This is a genomic window from Mucilaginibacter sp. GW822-FHT03E02, from assembly GCF_058801545.1.
On record NZ_JBXANJ010000001.1, the window covers coordinates 3502556 to 3525622 of the forward strand.

A 23067-nucleotide genomic window follows, 5' to 3' on the forward strand; every position below is an offset into this window, starting at 1 on the left:
ATAACATAAACCACCCTATTTAAACTCTAACACGCGTTCCTGATGAAGATCAAACTTTTGCTCCTTTTTTGCCTGTATTTTTCAATATATGCTGCATATGCACAGCCCGATAAAAGCTATCACGTAAAATCGCCCGATGGCAAGATAGATTTGAATATCATTGCCGGCAATACCATTAGTTGGGCAGTAAAGCATGAAGGGACAGCGATCATCGCCCCGTCAGCTATATCGATGACATTAGCCGGCAATGAGGTATTGGGCAAAAACGCGGTAGTGAAATCGGCCAAAACATCATCGGCCGATACCTGGTTTAGTACCCCTATTTATAAAAAAGACAGGGTTCATGACCAATACAACCAGGTCATCATCAACTTTAAAGGCGATTACGCGGTTGTATTCCGTGCCTATGACGATGGTGTTGCCTACCGCTTTACCACGCAAAAGAAGGGTGAAATTACCGTTGTTGACGAGGAAGCCAACTTCAATTTTAAGGATGATGATAAAGCTTATCTGCCTTTTGTAAACGATTTCAGGAACAAGGATAAATGGACAACCTCTTTTGAGGCACTTTATGATAACATCAACATCTCTGCCGTAAAAAAAGACACCCTGGCATTTTTGCCCGTATTGGTTGATGTTGGCACTCCGAAAAAAGCAGCCATTTTAGAGGCGGACCTAAACAATTATCCTGGTATGTATTTAACCGGCGATGGTAGCGGCAGCAAAAACCTGAAAGGGGCATTTGCCAGATATCCTACAGTGGAACACACCGGCGGTTATGCCAATATGAACTATGTGGTGAACGGCCGGGCCGATTATATTGCCAAAACCGCGGGCGCCCGCAGCTTCCCGTGGCGGGTGGTGATTATCAGCACCGATGACAAGCAACTGGCTAATAACGACATGGTACAAAAGCTTGCAGAGCCATCAAGGCTAACCGACCTGTCATGGATTAAGCCAGGCAAAGTAGCATGGGATTGGTGGAACGACTGGAACATCAGCCACGTTGATTTTAAGGCCGGCATTAATAACCCAACCTATAAATACTATATCGATTTTGCATCGGCCAATAAAATAGAATATGTGGTGCTGGATGAGGGCTGGTCGAGCATTGTAGACCTTACCCAGATTTCGCCCGAAATCAACCTGCAGGAACTGCTTGATTATGCTAAACAAAAAAACGTGGGCCTCATTTTGTGGACCAGCTGGTATGCCCTTACCCGCCAAACCGATTTAGCTTTTGACAAATTTGCCAAAATGGGCGTAAAAGGTTTCAAAATAGATTTTATTGACCGGGACGACCAGAAAATGGTTGCATCGCTATATGACATAGCCCAAAAGGCTGCCGATCATCACCTGATTGTTGATTACCACGGCATGTACAAGCCCGGCGGCATCCAGCGCACTTTCCCTAATATTGTGAATTTTGAAGGTGTAAAAGGGCTGGAGAATGTAAAATGGGGTGTAACCAACCACCCGGGTTATGATGTAAGTATTCCGTTTATCCGTATGCTATCCGGCCCTATGGATTATACACCTGGGGCTATGCGCAATGCCACAAAAGCAAACTTTCGCCCGGTAAACAGCAACCCCATGAGCCAGGGAACACGCTGCCACCAGCTGGCCATGTATACCATATTTGAGGCCCCCTTACAAATGATGGCCGACAACCCAACCATTTATACCAAAGAACAGGAGAGCACCGATTTTATAGCTGCTGTGCCTACCACCTTTAACGAAACCGTTGCCCTTGATGGTAAAGTGGGTGAATATGTAGCCATTGCACGCCGCAAAGGCACCACATGGTATGCCGGCGCCATGAGCAACTGGGATGCGAGGGATTTAAATATCGATTTAGCATTTTTGGGCGATGGCAATTATAAGGCCATTGTATTTGAGGATGGCGTAAATGCCGATAAAGACGCTACCGATTATAAACGCACCGTTATTAACGTTACCGCGAAAGACAAGCTATCTGTAAAACTTGCACCTGGCGGTGGCTGGGCTGCGCGGTTTGAGCGCGTAAATTAATATAATCACGATGCTTTAATCGTCTTTTAAGACCTTTAGTAAATACCCGCGAAAAAAATAATCGCGGGTATTTGCATTTACGATTTATTTACTCTACAATTGTAGAGTAAATTCTAATGTCGTAGAGCATGAAGCTAACCAACACCGAAGAGCAACTAATGGAACTGATTTGGGCAGGCGAGGAAGTTTTCCTGAAAGACCTGATAGATAGTTACCCTGAACCCAAACCCGCAGTAACTACTATAGCCACTTTATTGAAACGCATGCAGGATAAAGGTTTTGTAGCCTACAACCTGATGGGTAATTCCAGGCAGTATTATGCACTGGTCAAAAAGTCCGATTACTTTGCAACCCATGTTAACGGGCTTATCAAAAACTTTTTTGGCAATTCGGCCATGCAGTTTGCTTCGTTTTTTACAACCGAAACCCACCTTACCGAAGCCGAATTACAAGACCTTAAGAAGATTATAGATCAACAATTAAACAAGAAAAAACCATGACAGCCTACCTGCTAAACTTTACGCTTTGCAGCGTCTTGTTGCTGCTTGCATATGTTGCGTTGCTTAAAAATAAAGCGATGTATACTTTCAACAGGTTCTATCTTTTGTTCGGCATTGTGTTTTCACTCGCGGTACCGTTAATCAGCATACAGCAACGTGCTGCAACGATTGTTGAACAACCTTATTTTAAGGCAGAAATACTGGATGCGTCGGCAACTCCCTCAACATTAACACCGGCCGCTACAATAGCGGCTCCAGAACATATCAACTATCTGTTTTACTTGTTGCCCTGCATTTATATTTTAATTACCGGATTGCTTTTATTGCGGTTTATCAAAAATCTATATAACATCAAACAAACTATAGATAAAAACTATAGCGCCCAGTATGAAAATGCAAAACTGGTGCTAATCGACCAAAAACAAACGCCGCATACCTTTTTAAAGTACATGTTTTTAAACCGTGACGACTATCAAAACGGACAAATTGACGCTGGCGTTTTATATCATGAACTTGCACACGCCCGCCAGTTACACTCCTTTGATATCATATTTACCGAGCTTGTACAAGCCATTTGCTGGTTTAACCCCTTCATCTTAATATACCGCAGGTATATTAAGCTAAACCACGAATTTTTGGCCGATGCCGCGGTATTAAGTGCGCATTACGATACTGCCAACTATCAAAACCTGCTTATTCACAGTTTATCCGGCCTTAACGGTTTAGGCATAACCAGCCAATTCAACTACGCTATTACCAAAAAAAGATTGATCATGATGACTAAAACCACCACCACCGTTAACGCCTGGCTAAGCCGGCTGGCCGTTATGCCCTTCGCCATTGCGGCATTTTTGTTATTCACCACCAAAACCGAAGCGCAGCAGCCACAATTTGCAGTGCCAGCGGCTAAAGGAAAAGCCGAACAACTCCAACCCAAACCATCGCCGAAAAATAGCCCGCCGGGCAAAGTACAACGCGACTTTATTTTTGCCGAGCTCAATTATAAGCATACTGCAAATGGTGTATCGCCGGAGTTATTGGCCGAGTATAAAACCATAGCTGATAAATATGAGCCCTATTTTTCGGCGGCACTAAGCAGCCACGGCAAAAACAAGATCTCGCCAGATGGAAAGATCATGAAAGTTTCGGATGAGGATAAAGCCCGGCTTAAAGAAATATATGGACAGATGAGTAAAGAGCAGCAGGCTCAACAAATGGTAGGTTTTATGATGGGTAACGGGCTTATACTACCACGCGCCTTCCCAACGGCAAAGCAATTGAGCGTTTTTACGGATGCACACACCTATGGTATCTGGATTAACGGAAAAAGAGCGGCTAATGCCGAACTTGAAAAATACACGTCGGCCGATTTTGCGCAGGTATTTGTCAGCAAATTATATGCAGGCGCTGCCAAAGATAAAACCTATAAATACCAGGTTGATTTGATGACCGTTGATTATTACGCTAACTACCGCAAAGAAACGCTGGCCAAAACAAAAATAGCGCGTATGTATTGCCGAACACCTTTTGGTGCAAAGCAAACAGGATTAATGATGCTTTAATAACAAAGGGCCCCGGATTGAAAGAATCCGAGGCCTTTTCGTTTCCTGCAAATATTTTGCCCTTTCGTTTCTGATTTTAGCCCGGTGGTTTATTATCATGATTAAAGTGCCTATTTTTGCGCCCACCAATTATTATGATCAGAAGGATACATCGCCACGTTCGCACCGCCCGTTATATTGTTTATAAAGAAACGCTGGTTGATTATAAAGAACATTTCTGGACGTTTATCGGCTCGTTCCTTGGTATAGGCTTAATCGGTTTTTTTAGCAACCGGTATTTTAGCCCTTCGGATAATTTATTCCTTATTGGTTCTTTCGGTGCCTCATCGGTATTAATTTATGGCATCGTAAACAGCCCCCTCGCCCAGCCCCGAAACTTAATTGGCGGCCACGTAATCTGCGCTATTGTTGGGGTAACTATGCATAAGCTTATTCCGCACGAGGTTTGGCTATCATCGGCCCTGGCTGTATCAATTGCCATCGTATTAATGCAAATTACCAAAACGCTGCATCCGCCGGGCGGCGCCACAGCACTCATTGCCAATATCGGGTCGGCCAAAATACAGGCATTGGGGTATTTATATGTATTAAGCCCGGTGTTATCCGGCGCAACAGTATTGCTGCTGGTGGCTTTGCTGGTAAACAACGTAAGCGGCCATCGCAAATATCCCAATAATAAAAAGTGGTTTATGGTATGGCGCAGGTACCAGCGCTAAGCAGCCGGCTATGCACCAGCTTCATCTGTTAGCTTAAGCAGTAAATCCTCGGCTTTAATAAGTATGCTTTTTCCAGCTATTTCGATGATGTTATCTTCAACCAGGTCATTTATAGTACGAAAAAGTGATTCGTATGCAGCACCGGTAAATGCGGCCAGATCCTGCCGGCTCAGATCGATATCAATATATCCACCGGCATTGATGCCAAACTTATTTTTAAGAGAAATAAGCGCCTGTGCAACCCGCCCCTTAACAGGCATATGCGCCAGGTTGCGCATCCGCTTTTCAGATTCCTGCAGCTCGTTGGCAAAAAAGCGCATAAGCTTAATTACAAAGTTATTGTTAATTTTCAGGGTCGATTCCAGGAAATCCATGCTGATATAACAGATTACGCCGGCCTCAATAGCCGTAGCCGATACCGGATAATAACCCGTATCGCCAAGCCCCAGGTGACCAACAATATCGCCTTTTTGCGCAAAACGCAATATCAGTTCTTTTTCGGCATCCCATTTTTTATGCACTTTTATTTTGCCTTCGTAAACAAAATAAATTCCTGTAACCGGGTCGCCTTCCTTAAATATTGTTTCCCCCTTTTTTACAGCATAATTTTTCCGCTGCGCATCAATAACCGGAATCCAGTCTGTTAAGCAGTGCATGCACAAAAAGCAACTCTTTAAATCACAAACACTTTTACTTTTTGCCATGTATGAATACTGTTTTATTATTGGCAATCGCCTTTGCGAAATTATTAAAAGTACCGGCCTTTTGGCTGCTCCCAGGTTGCCATGTTAAAAATAATTCCCAATATGGCAATTACCGAGCCTCCAAATACCGGCCAGGAGAATGATTTTGCGCCGTTGATGTAAATTGTCCAGTTGTGTGAATCAACCGCGTTTACTGTTTTTAAATTGGTAAAAGTTAAAAAACCAATAATAATGATGATAACCCCTATCGCCATTAATGCATAACTGAATTTTTTCATGTTACTATCCTCGTAATGTTTTCAATGATTCGGCAGCAAAACTTGCAATAAAGTATTGCACATGCAATATTTTATTGCAATATATTTTCTAAAAAATCTATTTTGTATTACTTTTGCAACAAAACTAACACCCGATTTATAAGTGCAGGCTCGTGTAATATTCATCATGAAACAAAAAGAAACAGGCATCCCCATCTCGCCTTCCTTAAACGCCATCAATAATCACCAGGATAAATTAGCCTTAACCCGAAGTATAAAAAACAGGCTATTATATGTTTCGGCACTATCTGTTGTGGTGGCAATAGCCATCAGCATTATAGCCAAGGGGCTTATTTACCTCATTAATATTGTAACCAACATATCTTTTTACGGTATACTGGATGTACATTTCCATAGCCCTGCCGCTAACCACCTCGGCCTGTGGGTTATTATAGTGCCGGCCATTGGCGGGGTAATTGTTGGGTTAATGGCCTTGTATGGTTCAAAAGCCATTAGGGGGCATGGTATCCCCGAAGCCATGGAGCAAATACTAACCAACCAAAGCAAAATAAAGCCTTCCATTACCTTTTTAAAGCCCATATCATCGGCTATTGCCATTGGTACAGGCGGCCCATTTGGCGCCGAAGGGCCAATAATTGCAACCGGCGGAGCCTTAGGATCAACCCTGGGACAGTTATTAAAAATTACCGCCAATGAGCGTAAGGTTATCCTTGCAGCCGGTGCAACAGCAGGTATGTCGGCCATATTTGGTACACCCATAGCGGCTGTGTTGCTGGCTATCGAGTTGCTTTTGTTTGAGTTTTCGCCAAAATCTATTTTGCCCGTTGCCCTGGCTTGTATTACGGGAGCAGCAGGCCATCACCTGTTGTTTGAATCGGGACCGGTTTTTCCTATGCCCAATTTAGCGGTGCCAACTAACGAGGCATTAGCCATTTACAGCGGCATCGGTTTACTTGTCGGTTTTCTGTCATTGGGGATAACCAAAATTGTTTATTTAATTGAAGATTGGTTTGATAAACTCCCCATTCACTGGATGTGGTGGCCTGCCTTAGGCGGCCTTGCAGTTGGGGTAATTGGTTATTTTGCGCCTCATACATTGGGCGTAGGATACGATAATATCATCAGTATTTTATCGGGCACCATTCCATTGCTGCTTGTTTTGCGGTTATGCTTTTTTAAATTCCTGTCGTGGGCTATTGCATTGGGCAGCGGCACTTCCGGCGGTACCCTTGCTCCTTTGTTAACTATTGGCGGCGCGGCGGGGGCTATCATCGGTGCGGTTATTTTAATGTTTTTTCCCAATTCGGACATAACCATACCTATGGCGGCGTTGCTGGGCATGTCATCTATGTTTGCGGGGGCTTCAAGGGCCTATTTAACCAGTATTACGTTCGCGCTCGAATCTACCATGCAATCAAACGCTTTGTTGCCTTTACTTGGCGCCTGCACCGCATCGTACCTGGTGTCGTTCTTTTTAATGGAGAATACCATCATGACCGAGAAAATTGCCCGCAGAGGCGTTGCCACTCCCGTATCATTTGAACCCGACGTATTGGGTAAACTATCTGTACTTGACGTTATGAACAAAGAGGCTGTTATTTTAAGTGCCGACAACCCGGTTAATGAAGTAAAAGCCTGGCTACTTGCCCACACCTCAACTGCCCACGATTTTATAGTGGTAGATAAAAAAGGCGATTATATGGGGACGTCCAAGCTGGGCGATATATATAATAACAGCCAGGCTCAAAAACTGAATCTTGGGGATATTACACACCCCTCAGCATTAATGTTAACCGGCAACACATCGTTACGCCTGGCTGCCGAATTAATGGCAAAACATAATGCCGAACTGGTACCGGTTACTTCGGCCGGAAACAAAATTATTGGCAGCCTATCCTACAAAGAAATTATAGCCGCCTACGGATTGCATAATAACGAGGCCGATAAAACATCATTATCCATATCGCTAAAACGGCAACGGTTAAAAATAATGAGTAAAGGGCGTAAGCTGATAAATAAAAATAATTAGCAAAATATGATTATCCCATTGATGCAGGCATACAACTCATCAATGGACCGTTGGCCAATAAAAACAGCAATATATTTACATGTTACCAGTGGACGGACGAGTTTCTCGCACACCGTTGATTACCCTTTACTCCCCCTTGTCAATCTCTTTCCGATAGCCATTGGGCACCCTTTTTATCGAGTTTACCGCTGTTCAATTATTGTATCTCCGGCTTTCTTATTGCTTTTTATTTCCTATCGGGCAAAGCTAAAAAAGCCCCTGATCTTCCGACCCGGAGCTTTCACTATATGGTTGATTGGTTTGTTTACTTAGTTAAACCTTAGGCTAATGTTGCCACTTGACGCTTCGGCTGTTACCGGCGCACCGCCGCCGTTTACGGTGCCTTTAATATGTTCGTTGTCCCACTGCCCGGTAAAGCCACTTATTTTTGATGGGTGCTGATTAATACCATCGCCACGGATATCCAGGTTAAGACCCTGGTTTGCAGGCAGCCGCAAATCGATATTGCCCGAGCTTACATTCAGTTTCAGGAACTTGCCCACTTTAACCATTTGCGCACGCAGGCTGCCAGCGCTTGTAGATGCGTCAAGGCTGCAGTTCATACCTTTAAGGTCGATGCCGCCGCCAGACGTGCTGGTAACCAGCTCCCCTTCAATATTGCTGCCTTCTACCCCACCGCCACTGGTATGGGCATTTACAGTGCCTTTTAAATTTTCGAGGCGTAAGCCGCCGCCCGATGTTTCCAGGCTGATTTTACCTGTGAGGTTTTTAGCTTCAATACCGCCGCCGCTGGTTTGCAGGTTAATGTTATCGCCGCTGTTGGCAACCCTTATTCCGCCACCTGATGTGGTACCTTTGATGGTTCCGTAAAGCCTGTCTATTTCCAATCCGCCGCCACTGGTGGTAAATGTTTCGCTGCCTTTTAAGTTATCCAAACGGATACCGCCACCGCTGGTTTTCAGGTTGGTAGCAACCTGTTGCGGAACAAATATTTTAAACGAGATGCTGATAGATTTTTTCCAGTTGAAGTTTTGGTTTTCGTGCTTGTTTTTGGCAATGGCCCGTACTTCGTGGCCGGTCACGGTTACGCTCAGGTCGTAATCTTCGTCAAGGCGTTTTTTTATTTCCTCTTTAGATAGATCGCGGCCGTTATTACCCCTGATGTACACTTCAACTCTCGGTGCCTGCCCTGCGCGCCCGCTTACTTCAATGCCGCCGGCCGATGTATTTACCACAACGCTGTTGATGGCATCACTTGCCAGGGATTTTGTCATGTATGGCGTTTTGCCATCGTTATCCTGCGCTATAGCCGCCATGGTTTGGCAGGCCAGCAATGCCGAGAGAATATATGCTTTCATGTTGTTTTGTTTGGTTTGTGTAGATAAGACAGCGGTCGGGCTGGAATCGTTGCAGAGGCGGGGATAATTATTTGTGAAGGGCCGTTATATAGTCCGGACAAAGCAAGACTGCTATAGTTTTTGTAACTTGGTCTCAATGAACCAACAAGAACTGGAAATCTTACTTAAAGACTTACAATCGCTCCCGAAAGAATGTGAATGGGTGGAGTTTAAGGCTAACAACTCTAAACCCGACACTATTGGCGAGTATTTATCAGCATTAAGCAATGGCGCATGCTATAAAAAACAACATTATGGATATTTGGTTTTTGGAGTAGAGGATTCGACACATAGGTTAATTGGGACCGACTTTAAACCCCATTCCACAAAGACCAATGGGCAGGAATTAGAAAACTGGCTTGCTTGCCATCTTACGCCAAGAATAGACTTCAATATATGAGTTTAGTCAACAAGGGTTGAATTTTGTCATTTTTAAAATACAATGTACGAGATTCATCCCTGTAACTTTTAAAGGCGAGGCTTACATACGGATAGGTAGTTATAAAAAACTCCTTGGTGATCATCCAGAAAGGGCTAAAATAATTTGGAGCAGAGAAAGCTATTTTGTTTATGAAAAGGAAGTTTGCATGCATGATGTCTCTTCAGATCTGGTATTACAATATCTGGATTATCCATCACTGTTTGATTTACTAAACCTTCCTCTACCAAACAATAAAAAGGGAATCCTCGATAGATTTTTAGAAGAAAAGCTAATCTTGAACAAAGCCGGCAACTTCGATATAACCAATTTGGGTGGATTGCTATTCGCAAAAGATATTAATTTATTTGAAGAGCTATCAAGAAAAGCTTTAAGAGTTATTTTTTACGATGGAAAAAACAGAATAAAAACGATTAAAGAACAAGTCGGTAAGAAAGGATATGCATCCGGCTTTGAAGGATTGATCAAATATTTAGAAGACCAACTGCCGACCAATGAAATAATGGGGAAGGCGTTAAGAGGAAAAGTTTCTGCATATCCAATTTTAGCAATTAGAGAACTTGTTGCTAATGCATTAATTCATCAGGACTTGGGCGTAAAAGGAAGTTCACCGATGGTAGAAGTATTTTCGAATAGAATAGAAATTACAAACCCCGGTTCACCTCTTATAGATCCGTTAAGGTTTGTTGATCATAGTCCTGAAAGCAGGAACGAAATGATGGCCGGATTTATGAGACGGCTAAACATTTGTGAAGAAAGAGGAAGCGAGATAGATAAAGTTATTGAAGAATGTGAATATAATCAATTGCCTGCTCCAGAAATAATTGTTGGAGATAATTATACCAGAATTATTCTTTATGGATTACAGGCAGTAAAGGAAATGGATAAAAAAGATAAAATAAGAAGCTGCTACTTACATGCCTGTCTTAAGTATGTTTCAAGCGAACACATGACTAACCAATCTTTAAGGGAACGATTCGGTATTTCGGAAAAAAACTACCCAATGGTTTCAAGAATTATTTCAGACACAATGAATGAAGGACTAATTAAAGATTATGACCCGGAAAACAAATCAAGGAAGTATGCAAAATATGTTCCTTTTTGGGTGTAATTCTTATGTAACCGTCATGTAACTACAGCTATGTTTTTCCAACAAAAAAGCGCCTCCAGGTTATCTGAAGGTGCTTTTTTTATGTAACAAATAGCGCTTATTTAGGATTTAGGCACGATCAAGCATTTTGAAGTGACATCCTTTATGTATATCACTATTATTTTGCACCAACATCTGCCGTCGCCTTAAACAACGGATCAACTTTAAAATAGGAGCCATCAGCAAAACTGATCATGTAATCTGATTTAAAGTGAGTGCTTTTTTTATAGTAATCGGTGCTGATAATTTGAGCGCCTGATTTTTGTGCCGCGGCAAATGAGCTTTTATCATTGTTGCGGGCTTCCTCAGTGTCCGAATCAGCACGGGTGCGGATGATGTAGCCTTTTTTTACCAATGCTTTTATTGCGTTCTGATCTTTTTTGGCATCGTTCATAATATGAATAGCGGCTTCAGGCGTACCGGGCACGGCATCGGCAAATAATACCCTGCCTTTTAATGATGGGTGGCCGGCAATATAAGTAGCCCTTTTTTTGCCTTTTTCATCCAGGATAAATATAAACTTCCCTTTGGCTGCTTTAAGCGTTGGCCAGTTATTATGTAATACTGCAGCTTCAAGGGTTTTATATTTGCCCCTAACATCGTCGGGGGTTATTACATATTGTTTGCCCAGATAATCCAAAATCTCTTTATCTAAGGCTGCGAACGTGGCCGCGTTGAATTTTTCAGGGATAGTAAAACCTGGTTTCTTCATCGGCTCATCCTTGGCATTCATGGTGATAAAAATTGGGTTATGGCCGGGATGTGCATCGCTCCACTTTTTTAATTCCTGCAAGCAAAGTTTAAAGGTTAAACAGTTGCTGCGGTAATCAATATCCTGCACGTGAAAAACCTTAAAGCCGGGAGTTTTCATTACGCCTTCAGTATCATAAGCCGGCTGCCCCGGCACCCAGTCCAATCCTTTGGGGTGGGCATATTTGCCGCCTTTAGCATCGGCATAAACATCTATCTCCAATGCACCCAAGCCTAAATTAAGCTGATCTGAAAGACTGACATGTTCATAGTCGATCTTGCTCATGCCAACAGAATCGCGCTGCTGCAAAAATTTAAATAATTTGGGGTCGATAGCCCGCTTATAGCTATTGTGCGATCCGATTACCTGTATTTTGTTGATGGTAATATCGTCGGGATCGTTTTTTAAAATGGTTAAGGGAAATAAAAGACTAATCAGTAAGCCTCTAATGAGTTTCATAGTATTATATTATTTAGCTATCAAATTAAAACGAAATAAGCGCAAAAGACGTGTCCCTTGCGCTTATTATCTATCAACAAATATTAATAACCAGGGTTTTGAACCAGGTTAGGATTTAACTTAATCTCTGTGGCAGGTATTGGGTAAAGCCTGCGGGTTATATCCTTATTCATGCTCAGCACGTCATTTGGCAGCGGGTACTCTACCTCAAACTTACCAAAACGAATTAAGTCGTTACGGCGCCATGCTTCCCATGAAAACTCGCGGGCACGCTCGTCCAATAAATCATCTAAAGTAAAGCCCGCACCTGTAGGCGCGTTTGCACGTGTACGAATCTTGTTTATCAAAACATCGGGGGTTTGCAACTCGCCGTTAACTACGGTTGCAGGTGCGCCACGCAAAATGGCTTCGGCTTTCATCAATATAACATCGGCCAAACGCAAAACAGGTACATCATTACCGTTTAAGCGTGTGGCTTGTATAATGTTAACATCCGGATAGTACTTTAATGAACGCACACCTTCTGATTGGCTAGCTATTGTGTTGCCTAAATCCATCGGTTTACCAGGTACCAAAGTTAATTTTGGCTCAAGGTAAATCTGGGTGGTTGTGCCGGGGTAATAAACCGGCTGCGTGGTGAAACCGCCACTGCCATCAGGGTAATACTGCGGGCCGGCCAGCCATGTTTTTGAACGCACATCATTAGGCAGGTTAAACCTATTGTAAAACTCGGGCGTGGTGCTCATGGCTATACTTAAGCCTACGTTAAAGCCGTAGGCATTTACCAGGTAGTAAAAAAAGCCGAACCTTGTAAACTGGTTACCCGGAATTTGCTGATCATAAGGGATAGCAAATATGGTTTCATTAATCTGCGGGCCGTTGTTTGGTAAAAATATATCGCGATATTTTAAATCAAGGCTGTAGTTGTTGTTCTTTAAAACGCTATCGGCCATGGCAACCGCGCCGGTATAGTTGGCGGTACCTGTGTAAACCTGGGCGTTTAAATACATCTTCTCCAACAATGCAAAAACCATGGCTTTGGTTGGGCGGCCATAATATAACGTGGCGTTACTACTTGTTTTAGCTGGCAATTGCTGTACAATGCTCAACAATTCGCTTTCAATGTATTGGTATACTTTGGCGCGGGTTTGCGTAGCGGGTAAAGTAGTAACAGGGAAATCGGCAATTATAGGTACGTTGCCATACAAATCCATCATGTAGTAATTGTACAAAGCACGCATCGCCTTTACTTCGGCAATTGAGGCTGTTTTTTTTGCCGGTGTCGATGATGAGGCATTAATTACGCTGATGATACGGTTACAGGTATTTACACCGCCAAAGCCCCACTGCCATATCCCGGTAACGTTTGGATGATCAAACGTCCAGCTGTGGTAGTGTAATTGCCTGTATTGGCCACCATCGTCAAAGTTACCATCGCGGGCGGGTAAAATTGCCTCGTCTGTTGATAACTCCTGCATGCGCCAGTAAGGCACAGCGTACTGCGATGACAGGTTGGAGTAAATGGTACCCAACAAGGCGTTATAATCGGCATCGGTAACCGGGAAATTTGTTTTAACGTACTGCGACTCGACTGGTACATCTAATTTTGTGCATGATGAGTATGCGCCCATAATGGCAATTGCCGCCGCGCATAATATGAATATCTTTTTCATCTGTATATATTTAGCTGAATTTTTTAAAATGATGCTGTTACACCTAAACTGAACGTGCGTGTTTTAGGGTAAAAATCTTTATTATCAATGCCGGGGGTTAAGCCGCCAATGTTAATTTCGGGGTCAACTCCACGGTATTTGGTGATGATAAAAATGTTATTGCCCGATGCATAAAAACGCAGGCTTTTAATGGCCTGGACATGCGGTTTAATAGTGTAACCCAGAGTAGCATTATCTAAACGCAGGTATGAGCCGCTTTCCAAAAAACGGTCAGATACCAGGTAACCATTAATATCTTTAAATGATTCGCCTTTGGTAAATTGTGGTATGTTTTGCAGTTTTGAATCGGTAGGGTTGTTTAACGATGCCAGTGTAGCGTTTAAAATCTGGTTGCCATACACGCCGCGAACCAGGAAGTTTAAATCAAAGTTTTTGTAAAAGAAGCTATTGCTCCAACCATAAACCAGTTTAGGCTGCGCGTTGCCGGTAATACGCTGATCTGTAGTAAGCGGCTGCGATGCAGTGGTTGTGCCATCGGCCTTTTGGTAAGTGCTTACGCCATCGGCATTTTTACCTAAGTAGTGCCATAAGTAATAGGTACCAATTGCATAACCAGGCTGAACAATCTGGCTGAAATTGCCCGATTGGCCTTTACCACCTAACTGCGCGGTTTGGATATAGTTTATGGCAAACTTATCGTTTGATAAACTTTCTACCACGTTTTTATTATGCGATACGTTGAAAGATGTACGCCATGTAAAATCTCTGGTTTTTACGGGGATAGCGTTTATCACAACCTCGATACCGCTGTTTTTTATTTTACCTACGTTGGCTGTATACAAAGGGTAAAAATATTGTGTTGTTGATACCGGGTAGGTATAAATCAAATCGGATGTTTTTTTGATGTAATAATCAACCGAACCTGTAATGCGGTTATTAAGCAAACCAAAATCCAAACCGATGTTGGTAGTGGCGGTACTTTCCCATTTCAAATCGGGGTTATCATTACGTACGGGACCAATAGGGTTGGTTATGTTACCATTACTTAAAAACTTGCCGCCGCCCGGAGGGATACCGTAAATTAACTGCGCGGTAAAAGCATCAAAACCAAGGCTATTACCAGATACGCCGTAACCTGCCCTTAATTTCAAATCACTTATAACCTGTATAGATTTCATGAAATCTTCGCTGCTTATTTTCCACCCTACTGATGCTGCCGGGAAATAACCATGGCGCTGGTTTAAACCAAATGCCGATGAACCATCTTCCCTGATAGAAGCCTGTAACAGGTATTTTTCTGCAAACTGGTATTGCACGCGGCCGTAGTAAGATATTAACCTTAATGTTGAAATATAATTAGGGTTAAACTGAATTTGAGACAAGTTGGAAGGGTTTGACAGGAACAGGTTGTTATACGTTAAATTGTCATTTGAGAAACCCTGGGTTTGCACGCCAAAACCATCGTTGGTACGCTCCTGCTGGTACGAGTAACCCGCCAATGCCTTAATGGAGTGCTGGCCAAAAACTTTATCGTAATTAAAATAAGCCTCAACCACGTTGCTGGTATTGGTGTAAGCACTGCGGTTGGCTACGCCATTTGCACCAACGGCCAAACCCGATTTGCTGTTGTAATAAAGGTTTACATTGTTCTGATCTTTTTGGGTCGATCCGCTCAGTGTAAATTTCAGTCCCTTTAAAATGTCAACCTGGGCGCTACCGTTTATCAGGGTTTTGCTATCGTTGGTCTTGGTAAAGTTGTTGTTAATTAACGATAACGGGTTTAATGTACCGCTACCCGTACGGGTGTAGTTTTCTTTGTAACTGCCATCCGGATTAAAAGGGCTTACCGTAGGCAGGTAAAACAAAATGGCCGATAGCACCTGGCTTTGAATAATATCATCGCTTTTGGTTGTGCTGTTGGTTAGGTTTAAACTTAGTTTAAGCCTGTCATCAAAAAAGCGCTGGTTAATATAGCCTTTGTAAATAGTACGCTCCAGGCTGGTATTTTTCAGGATGCCGTTGTTTTTCAAATAGTTTACGCTTGCACCATAATCAGAGCTGGTACCCGCGCCACCGTATGATAGGTTGTGGTTTTGCGAATAACCTGTTCTTTCGGCAAGTTTTTGCCAATCGGTATTTGAACCATCGTCATCAATAGGCTTGGCCAGGGCTTTTACACCATTATCTGCCAGGTACTGGCGTAGTTCATCGCCGGTAAGCATTTTGATATTTTTTGATACATTTTCCATAGCGCCGTAACCGCTGTAGGTTAACCTGGTTTGGCCAGCCTTTGCTTTACGGGTAGTAACTATAATTACTCCGTTTGCAGCACGCGAACCGTAAATAGCTGTTGACGATGCATCTTTTAACACATCAATGCTTTCGATATCCGCTGGCGCAAGCAAATCGATAGAAGCGCCGGGCACACCGTCAATCACATAAAACGGCTGTTGTGCAGCACCCTCGCGCAGGGTAGATGGTCCCCTTAAAATAGTTGCAGGCTGTTTGTTAGGGTCACCACTTTTGGTAATGTTTAAGCCGGCCACCTTACCTTGCAAAAGCTCGGCAGGAGTGGTTAATACACCCTGGTTAAAATCTTCGGCTTTTACCGATGTAATGGCTCCGGTTACATCCTTACGGCTTGCTGTACCATAACCAATAACCACAACATCCTTAAGCTGTCTGGTATCGGTTACCAAAGTAATATTTACAACGGTTTTGCCGCCTACGGTTACTTCCTTAGGCACCGAGCCTAAAAACGTAAATTTCAAAACGTCATCAGCGCCGCTTACAGTTACCTGGTAAACACCGTTACTGTTAGTTGTGGTAGCTTTGCCTGTACTTTTAACAGTTACCACAACGCCGGGCAGGGGGGCATTTGTTTCGTCGGTAACGGTACCCCTGATTGGAGAGCTTTGAGCAAATGCGCTTGCAGAGGCTATCAGCATAAAAAGCAGCAGTGTGGCCACTTGCCGTGCGTCATAAAATAGCCTTAAAATGAATCTGTAGTTTTTTTTCATAGTCTTGATTTAATTTTATACCCTTTTGTGTAAGATGATTGCCGGCCCAAAGAATATTAGCCGGCGATATTTTTGTGCAAAAAAACGCTTATGTTGTTAGCATGAGATAAAATTGTTGTTAACTTATCGGCAAATGGAGGCCAGGTAAATAATTGGTTGTGCAAGCAAAATAAATGAATTTATAGCTGTTTTTTAGATAAATGCAAAAAAATACAAGCATTTTGCAAGCGGCCAGCATTAACTAATGATTAACAATGCTTTAAAAGATTTTTAACGGGTGTAAATGTTACACTAAACCGAGTCGCGAAGGTAGTGGGGAGGGGGTACTATAACGGGGCGGCAACTCCAAAGCCGGCCGGGCAACGGCGTTCGTCACATTTTTTGGATGGTTTATCACATTTTAATAATTGGGCAAAATAGCTTTTGTACCATTGTACCGGTAAACACGTATACCTTAAATCACAAAAGCAATGTTTAAGCAAATAACCTTCAAGTTTAAAAACGATGTAACCCGGATTGAGTTTTGGGTGGTAACCGGCTGTATTATTGTAGCGCTGCTGCTTTCGATATTTGACATCGTTCGGGAAAATCAAATAATAGCCGTAAATAACATGATTGGGGCAGGCCAACAGGTTGGCACTCCACCGCAATTGGGCAATACCCTTATGCCGGTGCTGTTTAGTTATCTGGTAACATTTATTATCTATTTGCTGCTTTGCTTTTACCTCGCCCCGGCTTTTGAAGGCGAAGGCGGATCGGCATTAAACGGATCGCTGTTCATATTTATTTTTATCGTGCTCTGCTACCTGGTGGGTATTACCAGCATTTATTTTACAGCATTACTGGCGTTTAAAATTTTGTTCATTTATTTTAACCGAAACCGCCAAAACACAGAAAGCGCCTTGTATTATGAAGCGGCTTTGCTCACCGCATCGTGGATATTGATTACCAATGGTTTGCTGTATGTATCCGCTCCGGTTATACTGCGCTTTTATATTTTGTTTGATGTGGCCGTGGCTATTGTATTATACTTATATGCCGTATATGTGCTATTGCCAAACGAAAAATTAAAAAACAAGAATATTTTTTATTATTTCCTCCGCATGTTCTTGCTTGCATTACTATCGTCCATTGTGGTGTATTTTATGAGCTCGTCCCTAAGAGGTGGCGGCAGCGGATTAAGCAGGCCAGAGGCCATCTATGTGCTGGTTATTGATACTGGCGACGGAGGAAATATCGGAACTTTGGTTTTCCTTAATTTTTTAACACAGTTGTTTATTGTAATGCCGCTGGCCCGTAATATTTACAAAAGGCGCAACGCTAAAAAAGACGAAGAAATTAAAACCCTTAAAACCGAACTTGGTCAATCCGACGCTAACCTTAACTTTTTAAAATCGCAGATTAACCCGCACTTTTTATTCAACGCACTAAATACGCTGTATGGCACCGCCCTGCAGGAAAATGCCGAACGCACCAGCGAAGGCATTCAGAAACTGGGCGATATGATGCGTTTTATGCTGGAAGAAAACGTGCGCGACAAGATCCTGCTATCGCGGGATATTGACTATCTTAAAAATTATATCCTGCTGCAAAAGCTGCGTACATCTACCTCATCGGCCGTAATCATAGAAAGCCAGATTGAGGACTACCAGGGCATGCTCATGATAACCCCCATGCTGCTGATTCCGTTTGTGGAGAATGCTTTTAAACATGGCATAAGCCTGCAAAACCCATCGCATATAAAAGTTACCCTTCAAACCGATAGCAACACACTTTACTTTGATGTACACAACAGCATCCACATACGCCATGATAACGACCCCGAAAAAGGGCAAAGCGGCATTGGATTGGAAAACGTAAAACAAAGGCTTTCGCTACTTTACCCCAACCGGCACGATTTGGTTATCCGCGAAAACGCCAAAGAGTTTTTTATTCACCTGACAGTGCAGCTGGATACTATATAGAATCTATTCATTAATTTCACATATATTCCTTTTATCAAATATAAAATCAAGTGTTAGCTTTAAACTTTGTGCATTCAGGGAAATCGCGTTTAAGGCTTATAAAATTTATTTCGCGCAGAGACGCAAAGTGATTTGCTTATTTTTTCTTTGCGGCTTAGCGTCTTTGCGCGAAAAACCTATTAACTTGATACCATTGATATCTGTATAGCACAATATAGTTGATCATGAAATCTTAAACGCGATTTCCCTGTTTGCGCATGCTGCTTTAGCTGCTATATAATAATTAATTTTAAAGGATGATAGCCATTGCCATTGATGATGAACCCATAGCGCTCGACGTAGTAAAAGCGCACGCAGCCAAAGTTCCCTTTATTGAGCTGAAGGAAACATTTACCAATGCATTTGATGCGCTAACCTATCTGCAAAAAAACAAAACAGATTTACTATTCCTTGATATTAAAATGCCCGACATCAACGGAATTGATTTTTTAAGCAGCATTGCCAACCCGCCTATGGTTATTTTCACAACCGCGTATTCTGAACATGCTGTAAAAAGCTTTGAGCTGGATGCAGTTGACTATCTGCTTAAACCGTTTTCGTTGCCCCGTTTCTTAAAGGCCTGTAATAAAGTCCACGAGTTGTATGTTTTGCGCAACAAAACCAGCGGAGGTGAAGAAGAATCAGCTTCTATATTTATAAAAGATGGGTACGAACAAATTAAAGTTAAACTGAATGACATTTTATTTATTGAAGCCGCCGGCAACTATACCAAAATATACCTGCAGGGCGGCGGCTCACTAAGTACCCGGATAACCATTACCGATATGTTGCTGATGCTGCCTGCCAAAAAATTTATCCGCACACACCGGGCTTTTATAGTAGCCCGCGATAAAATCAGTGGATTTGACAAGGCGCAAATCAATATCAACGAGCACAGCATACCCATTGGGGCTACTTACGCACAGTGCATGCAGGAGTTTTATTAACACGGGCAACTACCAAAATCCTGGTTAAATTTTAATGAATATCTTTTTACGATACATCCAAAACAGGATAAGCCATTGTATAAGCAACACAAGCGCGCCTTTAATGACTGTACTGTAAGCATCGCCAAAAATCACATCGTAGTTTCGGCCCAGGTGAATATATAAACTCTGCCTGATAAAGGAGCCAAAGCCATCGGCCAGCACGTAGGCCGCTATGGAGTTTGTGCCTATCACCACCAGCAGCAGCGGCCATTTTTTGTGCCCTGCTGCATCAATAACACCGTAGAAAAAGGAAAGCAGCAAAAAGCAGCATCCGCCGCTAAACAATACCCACCCGGGTGTCCAGATGCGTTTTACAATGGGAGCGATACCGGTAAAATGTAATAAGGCAGCAATGGCTATAAAACCCATCCCGGTTAACACAAAACGGCGAACCACTACAAACGGCGCAGTGCCCTTACGCAGTTGGTTGCCGGCAAGTAGGCCAATAATCATGGTGCCAAGGGTGGGTATAAAGCTGAGTGTTGCATAACCGCCATTGTTGTGAGTAAAGAAGGCTTCGCGGGGAAACAGGTTTAAAAACCAGCGGTCAAAAGCCCAGGCCAGGTTGGTGTTTTTATTCCAGTGCGCCGCAAAGCCAGTAAAATTATGTTCCCAGTTTTGGGGTACACCCGCCGCCGCGTAATCAAAACCACCGCCAGGCAAAGGGTATGCTGCAAAAGCCGCCCAATACCCTACAAGAATTACAACGAGCGCAATAATTTGAATCCGTTGCCTGCAAAACCCCAGTAAAAAAAGGAAGGTGTATCCCAGGCCTATCTGGGTAAGGGTATCTTCGAAAGTAAAATACGTTTGTTTAGACCACATGGACCGCAAAAAAATGCCCAGGGCAATAAGTATAACCGAGCGCAGCAAAGCATGCTTTAACAATGCCAGGAACTTATCGCCTTTAGCCATGCGGCCGGCTATTGAAAAAGGCAAAGCAAGGCCAACCAAAAACGAAAACGAGGGCTGGATCATATCATGTAGCGAACAACCGGCCCAGGCAACATGATCCTGATTAAAAGCCAGCACACTCCAAAACGCACTGCCGGGCAGTTTGCTATAAACCTCCTTAAATGATAGTGCCTCGCCCATCATCAGCATCATCACAAAGCCACGATATGCATCAACCGAAATTAGCCGGCCGCCGCCGGTTTTTGCCGTTTCAGTTGCCGCAGGAGAGTTTTTCATTTGCCAGGATTTTATTTACATGCAATATCGATAATTGCTTGATTTTAAAGCGCCCGGCGCAAAAAATAATACCCCGAATGGGTTGTCTACCCAAACGGGGCATTTATCAATAAGGGCGTATCCTGTTAAGCCTCTTTGATAAGCGTTTTTATCTGTTCGGCCATTTCGGGTGTTACTTCGGTGCCATGAACGGTGCGGGCGTGCTCGGCGGCAATTGTTAATACTTCTTCGTCGGTGTTTGCAGTTACAACAGCATCGCAGGTAAAGCCGGCATCGGCACAGTGTAGTGTTTTCATAATTTTGATTGTTTTAAGGGTGATTATTTATTACACCAAAACTACAAGCGTACATTCCCTCAAAACGGTATCAAAAGATACACAGGCAAAAATTTATTTTAAAGCATATCTATACGGCCGCGGTATAGCTTTATTTTTTGCTGCCGTTCAAATTCCTTTAATATCCGTGATATTACTACCCTGGTTGTGCCCAATTCATCGGCCAGTTGCTGGTGCGAAAAATGAACCGAATTGCTGCCCTCATCTCGCGCCCGGCTTTTTAAGTATTCCATCACCCGTACATCAATATGCTCAAAAACGGTCACCTCAAAATTACTGATCAGCTCATCATACCGCTTCCTGAAAATATTCATTACGTACCTGTTCCATGACGGGTATTTGAGCTGCCACTGATCTATCAAACCGGCCGGGAATATGAGCACCTCCGTTGGTTCGGTAACTACTCCGTGCGATGTGCTTTTATTATTGAAATAAGCTGCGGCAAGCGACATGGTACAGGTTTCTTCGGCCTTTACATAGTAAAGCAAAAACTCCCTATCCTCCTTTTGCTGAAATACCCTGATGGCGCCCTTAATAACAATAGGCAAAAACTTTACATACTGCCCATCGCGCACAATTACATCGCCCTTATTAAAGCTCATCACTTTGGCATGTTCCTGTAGTTCGGCCTTAAATTCAGGCTCGTAAAAAAACGGGATTTTGGCAAGGAAATCGCTGGTGTTACTCATAAAGCTTCAGGTTAAAACATACCACCTAATTTACAATTATCAGCCTGCTTTACAGCCATATCGCTTTAAATTTCTACCACAATTTTCCCTTTTGCCTGATTGCTTTCCATATAGGTGTGCGCTTCGGCAACCTGGTTAAGCTTAAACACTTTATCAACGTTGAGTTTAATTTTTCCGCCGGCTACCGCATCTATAAATTCCTGTAAGTGGTCTTTATGCAGGTTGGCGGCATCGCCCATATAAACTGTGAGGCGGCCGAGTGACGGTATATCGCCCATCGGGGTAAATTCATTCATCGTCCAGCTGCCGCCCAGTATCCCGGTCATGCAAACTATGCCTTTGGGCCTGATGCATTTCAGCGAGTCTTTAAGGCTGGCAATACCAACCAGTTCCAACACCTTATCAACGCCCTGCGGATATATTTGCTGAAGTTTTGAATTAACATCGCCATCGTCGATGATCACATGATCGGCGCCGTTTTCTTTAAGGTGGAGAACTTTAGCTTCATCCCTGGTAGTTGAAATCACTGTCAGCCCCATACTTTTCGCCAGCTGGCAGGCCAGCATACCGATAGACGATGTACCACCACGAATGAGCAATGCTTCTCCTGCTTTAATTTCCAACGCTTCATTCAACGAGCCCGAAACGGTTTGAAACATTTCAGGGATGGCGCCAAGCACCACCCATGGCAAATCGCTTTCAAACGGAAAAACGATGGTTTGGGGAACAAGGGTATATTCGGCATAACCGCCGTCAAATTCGCGGCCCATACCGCCCATTATGGCTGCTACCTTCTGGCCTTTCTGGTAAGTACCCGATGGATCATGCTCCACCTCGCCTACGCATTCAATACCCTGTACGCGCGGGAACATAACACCCGGCGAGTGGCCCTGCCGTGTAAACAACTCCGACCGGTTTAAGCCAAAGGCCTTTATTTTAATTAACACCCAGCCTTCTTTTGCTGCTGGTATGGGTAAATCCTGTATCTGTATAACTCCGGGCATGCCGGGTTGTAGGGTTACTGCTGCTTTCATGTGTTGTTAGTTTTTAGGAGCGTTTAAATGCCGATACTTGTCCTGGTAACTTCTTCGCTTTTGCTGCACAAAGGTGGCGGTACAAGCGGGGATTTGCCTATAAAGTAGCTTAAGAAA

The 23067-nt window shown here is 43.3% G+C and carries 19 protein-coding genes; 9 read left to right on the plus strand and 10 right to left on the minus strand.

Annotation, left to right across the window (positions count from 1 at the left end):
• The first annotated feature begins 42 nt into the window (after window positions 1-42).
• From AC1RM2_RS14545 to AC1RM2_RS14560, 4 genes are all read left to right on the plus strand, one after another.
• A complete protein-coding gene (locus AC1RM2_RS14545; protein ID WP_492985846.1) occupies window positions 43-2031 on the plus strand; it encodes a retaining alpha-galactosidase in 1989 nt (662 codons plus the stop codon).
• 128 nt (window positions 2032-2159) lie between these two features.
• On the plus strand, window positions 2160-2531 hold the full coding sequence (locus tag AC1RM2_RS14550) for a BlaI/MecI/CopY family transcriptional regulator (protein WP_492985848.1): 372 nt from the start codon (window positions 2160-2162) through the stop codon (window positions 2529-2531).
• Entirely contained in the window at window positions 2528-4093 is a 1566-nt protein-coding gene (locus AC1RM2_RS14555; protein WP_492985849.1) for a M56 family metallopeptidase, read from the plus strand. The genes AC1RM2_RS14550 and AC1RM2_RS14555 overlap by 4 nt, the downstream gene beginning before the upstream one ends.
• A 134-nt stretch (window positions 4094-4227) precedes the next feature.
• Window positions 4228-4809 carry an HPP family protein gene (locus tag AC1RM2_RS14560; protein WP_477382641.1) on the plus strand — a complete coding sequence of 194 codons (582 nt, stop codon included), beginning with the start codon at window positions 4228-4230 and terminating at the stop codon, window positions 4807-4809.
• Window positions 4810-4817: 8 nt separating this feature from the next.
• Here AC1RM2_RS14560 and AC1RM2_RS14565 read toward each other — a convergent pair whose 3' ends face one another.
• Entirely contained in the window at window positions 4818-5465 is a 648-nt protein-coding gene (locus tag AC1RM2_RS14565; RefSeq protein WP_492985851.1) for a Crp/Fnr family transcriptional regulator, read from the minus strand.
• 92 nt (window positions 5466-5557) lie between these two features.
• Complete coding sequence (locus tag AC1RM2_RS14570) at window positions 5558-5791, minus strand: hypothetical protein (protein ID WP_492985853.1); 234 nt, start codon at window positions 5789-5791, stop codon at window positions 5558-5560.
• A gap of 166 nt (window positions 5792-5957) precedes the next feature.
• Here AC1RM2_RS14570 and AC1RM2_RS14575 point away from each other — a divergent pair, with 166 nt between their 5' ends.
• Window positions 5958-7820 carry a chloride channel protein gene (locus AC1RM2_RS14575; protein ID WP_492985855.1) on the plus strand — a complete coding sequence of 621 codons (1863 nt, stop codon included), beginning with the start codon at window positions 5958-5960 and terminating at the stop codon, window positions 7818-7820.
• 308 nt (window positions 7821-8128) lie between these two features.
• On the opposite strand, the gene AC1RM2_RS14580 is transcribed toward AC1RM2_RS14575, so the two are convergent.
• Window positions 8129-9178, minus strand: coding sequence for a DUF4097 family beta strand repeat-containing protein (locus AC1RM2_RS14580; RefSeq protein ID WP_492985856.1), 1050 nt, complete (start codon window positions 9176-9178; stop codon window positions 8129-8131).
• 136 nt (window positions 9179-9314) lie between these two features.
• Between AC1RM2_RS14580 and AC1RM2_RS14585 the strand changes: the two genes are divergently transcribed.
• Window positions 9315-9617: an AlbA family DNA-binding domain-containing protein gene (locus AC1RM2_RS14585; RefSeq protein WP_492985858.1), complete on the plus strand. Its 303-nt coding sequence runs from the start codon at window positions 9315-9317 to the stop codon at window positions 9615-9617.
• Window positions 9618-9633: 16 nt separating this feature from the next.
• Complete coding sequence (locus tag AC1RM2_RS14590; RefSeq protein ID WP_492985860.1) at window positions 9634-10767, plus strand: ATP-binding protein; 1134 nt, start codon at window positions 9634-9636, stop codon at window positions 10765-10767.
• 157 nt (window positions 10768-10924) lie between these two features.
• Here the strand turns inward: AC1RM2_RS14590 and AC1RM2_RS14595 are convergent, their stop codons facing one another.
• The 3 genes from AC1RM2_RS14595 to AC1RM2_RS14605 all read right to left on the minus strand — a co-directional run bounded on the left by AC1RM2_RS14595 (window position 10925) and on the right by AC1RM2_RS14605 (window position 16709).
• On the minus strand, window positions 10925-12016 hold the full coding sequence (locus AC1RM2_RS14595) for a phosphatidylinositol-specific phospholipase C1-like protein (RefSeq protein WP_492985861.1): 1092 nt from the start codon (window positions 12014-12016) through the stop codon (window positions 10925-10927).
• An 83-nt stretch (window positions 12017-12099) separates the two neighbouring features.
• A complete protein-coding gene (locus AC1RM2_RS14600; protein WP_492985863.1) occupies window positions 12100-13689 on the minus strand; it encodes a RagB/SusD family nutrient uptake outer membrane protein in 1590 nt (529 codons plus the stop codon).
• A gap of 23 nt (window positions 13690-13712) precedes the next feature.
• Window positions 13713-16709, minus strand: a complete 2997-nt coding sequence (locus AC1RM2_RS14605) for a SusC/RagA family TonB-linked outer membrane protein (RefSeq protein WP_492985864.1) — start codon at window positions 16707-16709, stop codon at window positions 13713-13715.
• 470 nt (window positions 16710-17179) lie between these two features.
• On the opposite strand from AC1RM2_RS14605, the gene AC1RM2_RS14610 reads away from it, so the two are divergent.
• Both AC1RM2_RS14610 and AC1RM2_RS14615 read left to right on the plus strand, forming a co-directional pair.
• Window positions 17180-18673, plus strand: coding sequence for a sensor histidine kinase (locus AC1RM2_RS14610; RefSeq protein WP_492985865.1), 1494 nt, complete (start codon window positions 17180-17182; stop codon window positions 18671-18673).
• A gap of 296 nt (window positions 18674-18969) precedes the next feature.
• Window positions 18970-19659, plus strand: a complete 690-nt coding sequence (locus AC1RM2_RS14615) for a LytR/AlgR family response regulator transcription factor (protein WP_492985866.1) — start codon at window positions 18970-18972, stop codon at window positions 19657-19659.
• A gap of 24 nt (window positions 19660-19683) precedes the next feature.
• Here AC1RM2_RS14615 and AC1RM2_RS14620 read toward each other — a convergent pair whose 3' ends face one another.
• From AC1RM2_RS14620 to AC1RM2_RS14635, 4 genes are all read right to left on the minus strand, one after another.
• The gene (locus tag AC1RM2_RS14620; protein ID WP_492985868.1) at window positions 19684-20892 is read right to left on the minus strand and encodes an acyltransferase family protein; all 1209 of its coding nucleotides are present in this window, start codon (window positions 20890-20892) and stop codon (window positions 19684-19686) included.
• Between the two features lie 125 nt (window positions 20893-21017).
• Window positions 21018-21188 (minus strand): DUF1059 domain-containing protein, encoded by a 171-nt coding sequence (locus AC1RM2_RS14625; RefSeq protein ID WP_147054390.1) that lies wholly within the window; start codon window positions 21186-21188, stop codon window positions 21018-21020.
• 98 nt (window positions 21189-21286) lie between these two features.
• Window positions 21287-21916: a Crp/Fnr family transcriptional regulator gene (locus AC1RM2_RS14630; protein WP_492985870.1), complete on the minus strand. Its 630-nt coding sequence runs from the start codon at window positions 21914-21916 to the stop codon at window positions 21287-21289.
• Between the two features lie 65 nt (window positions 21917-21981).
• Window positions 21982-22950 carry a zinc-binding alcohol dehydrogenase family protein gene (locus AC1RM2_RS14635; protein WP_492985871.1) on the minus strand — a complete coding sequence of 323 codons (969 nt, stop codon included), beginning with the start codon at window positions 22948-22950 and terminating at the stop codon, window positions 21982-21984.
• Between the last annotated feature and the right edge of the window lie 117 nt (window positions 22951-23067).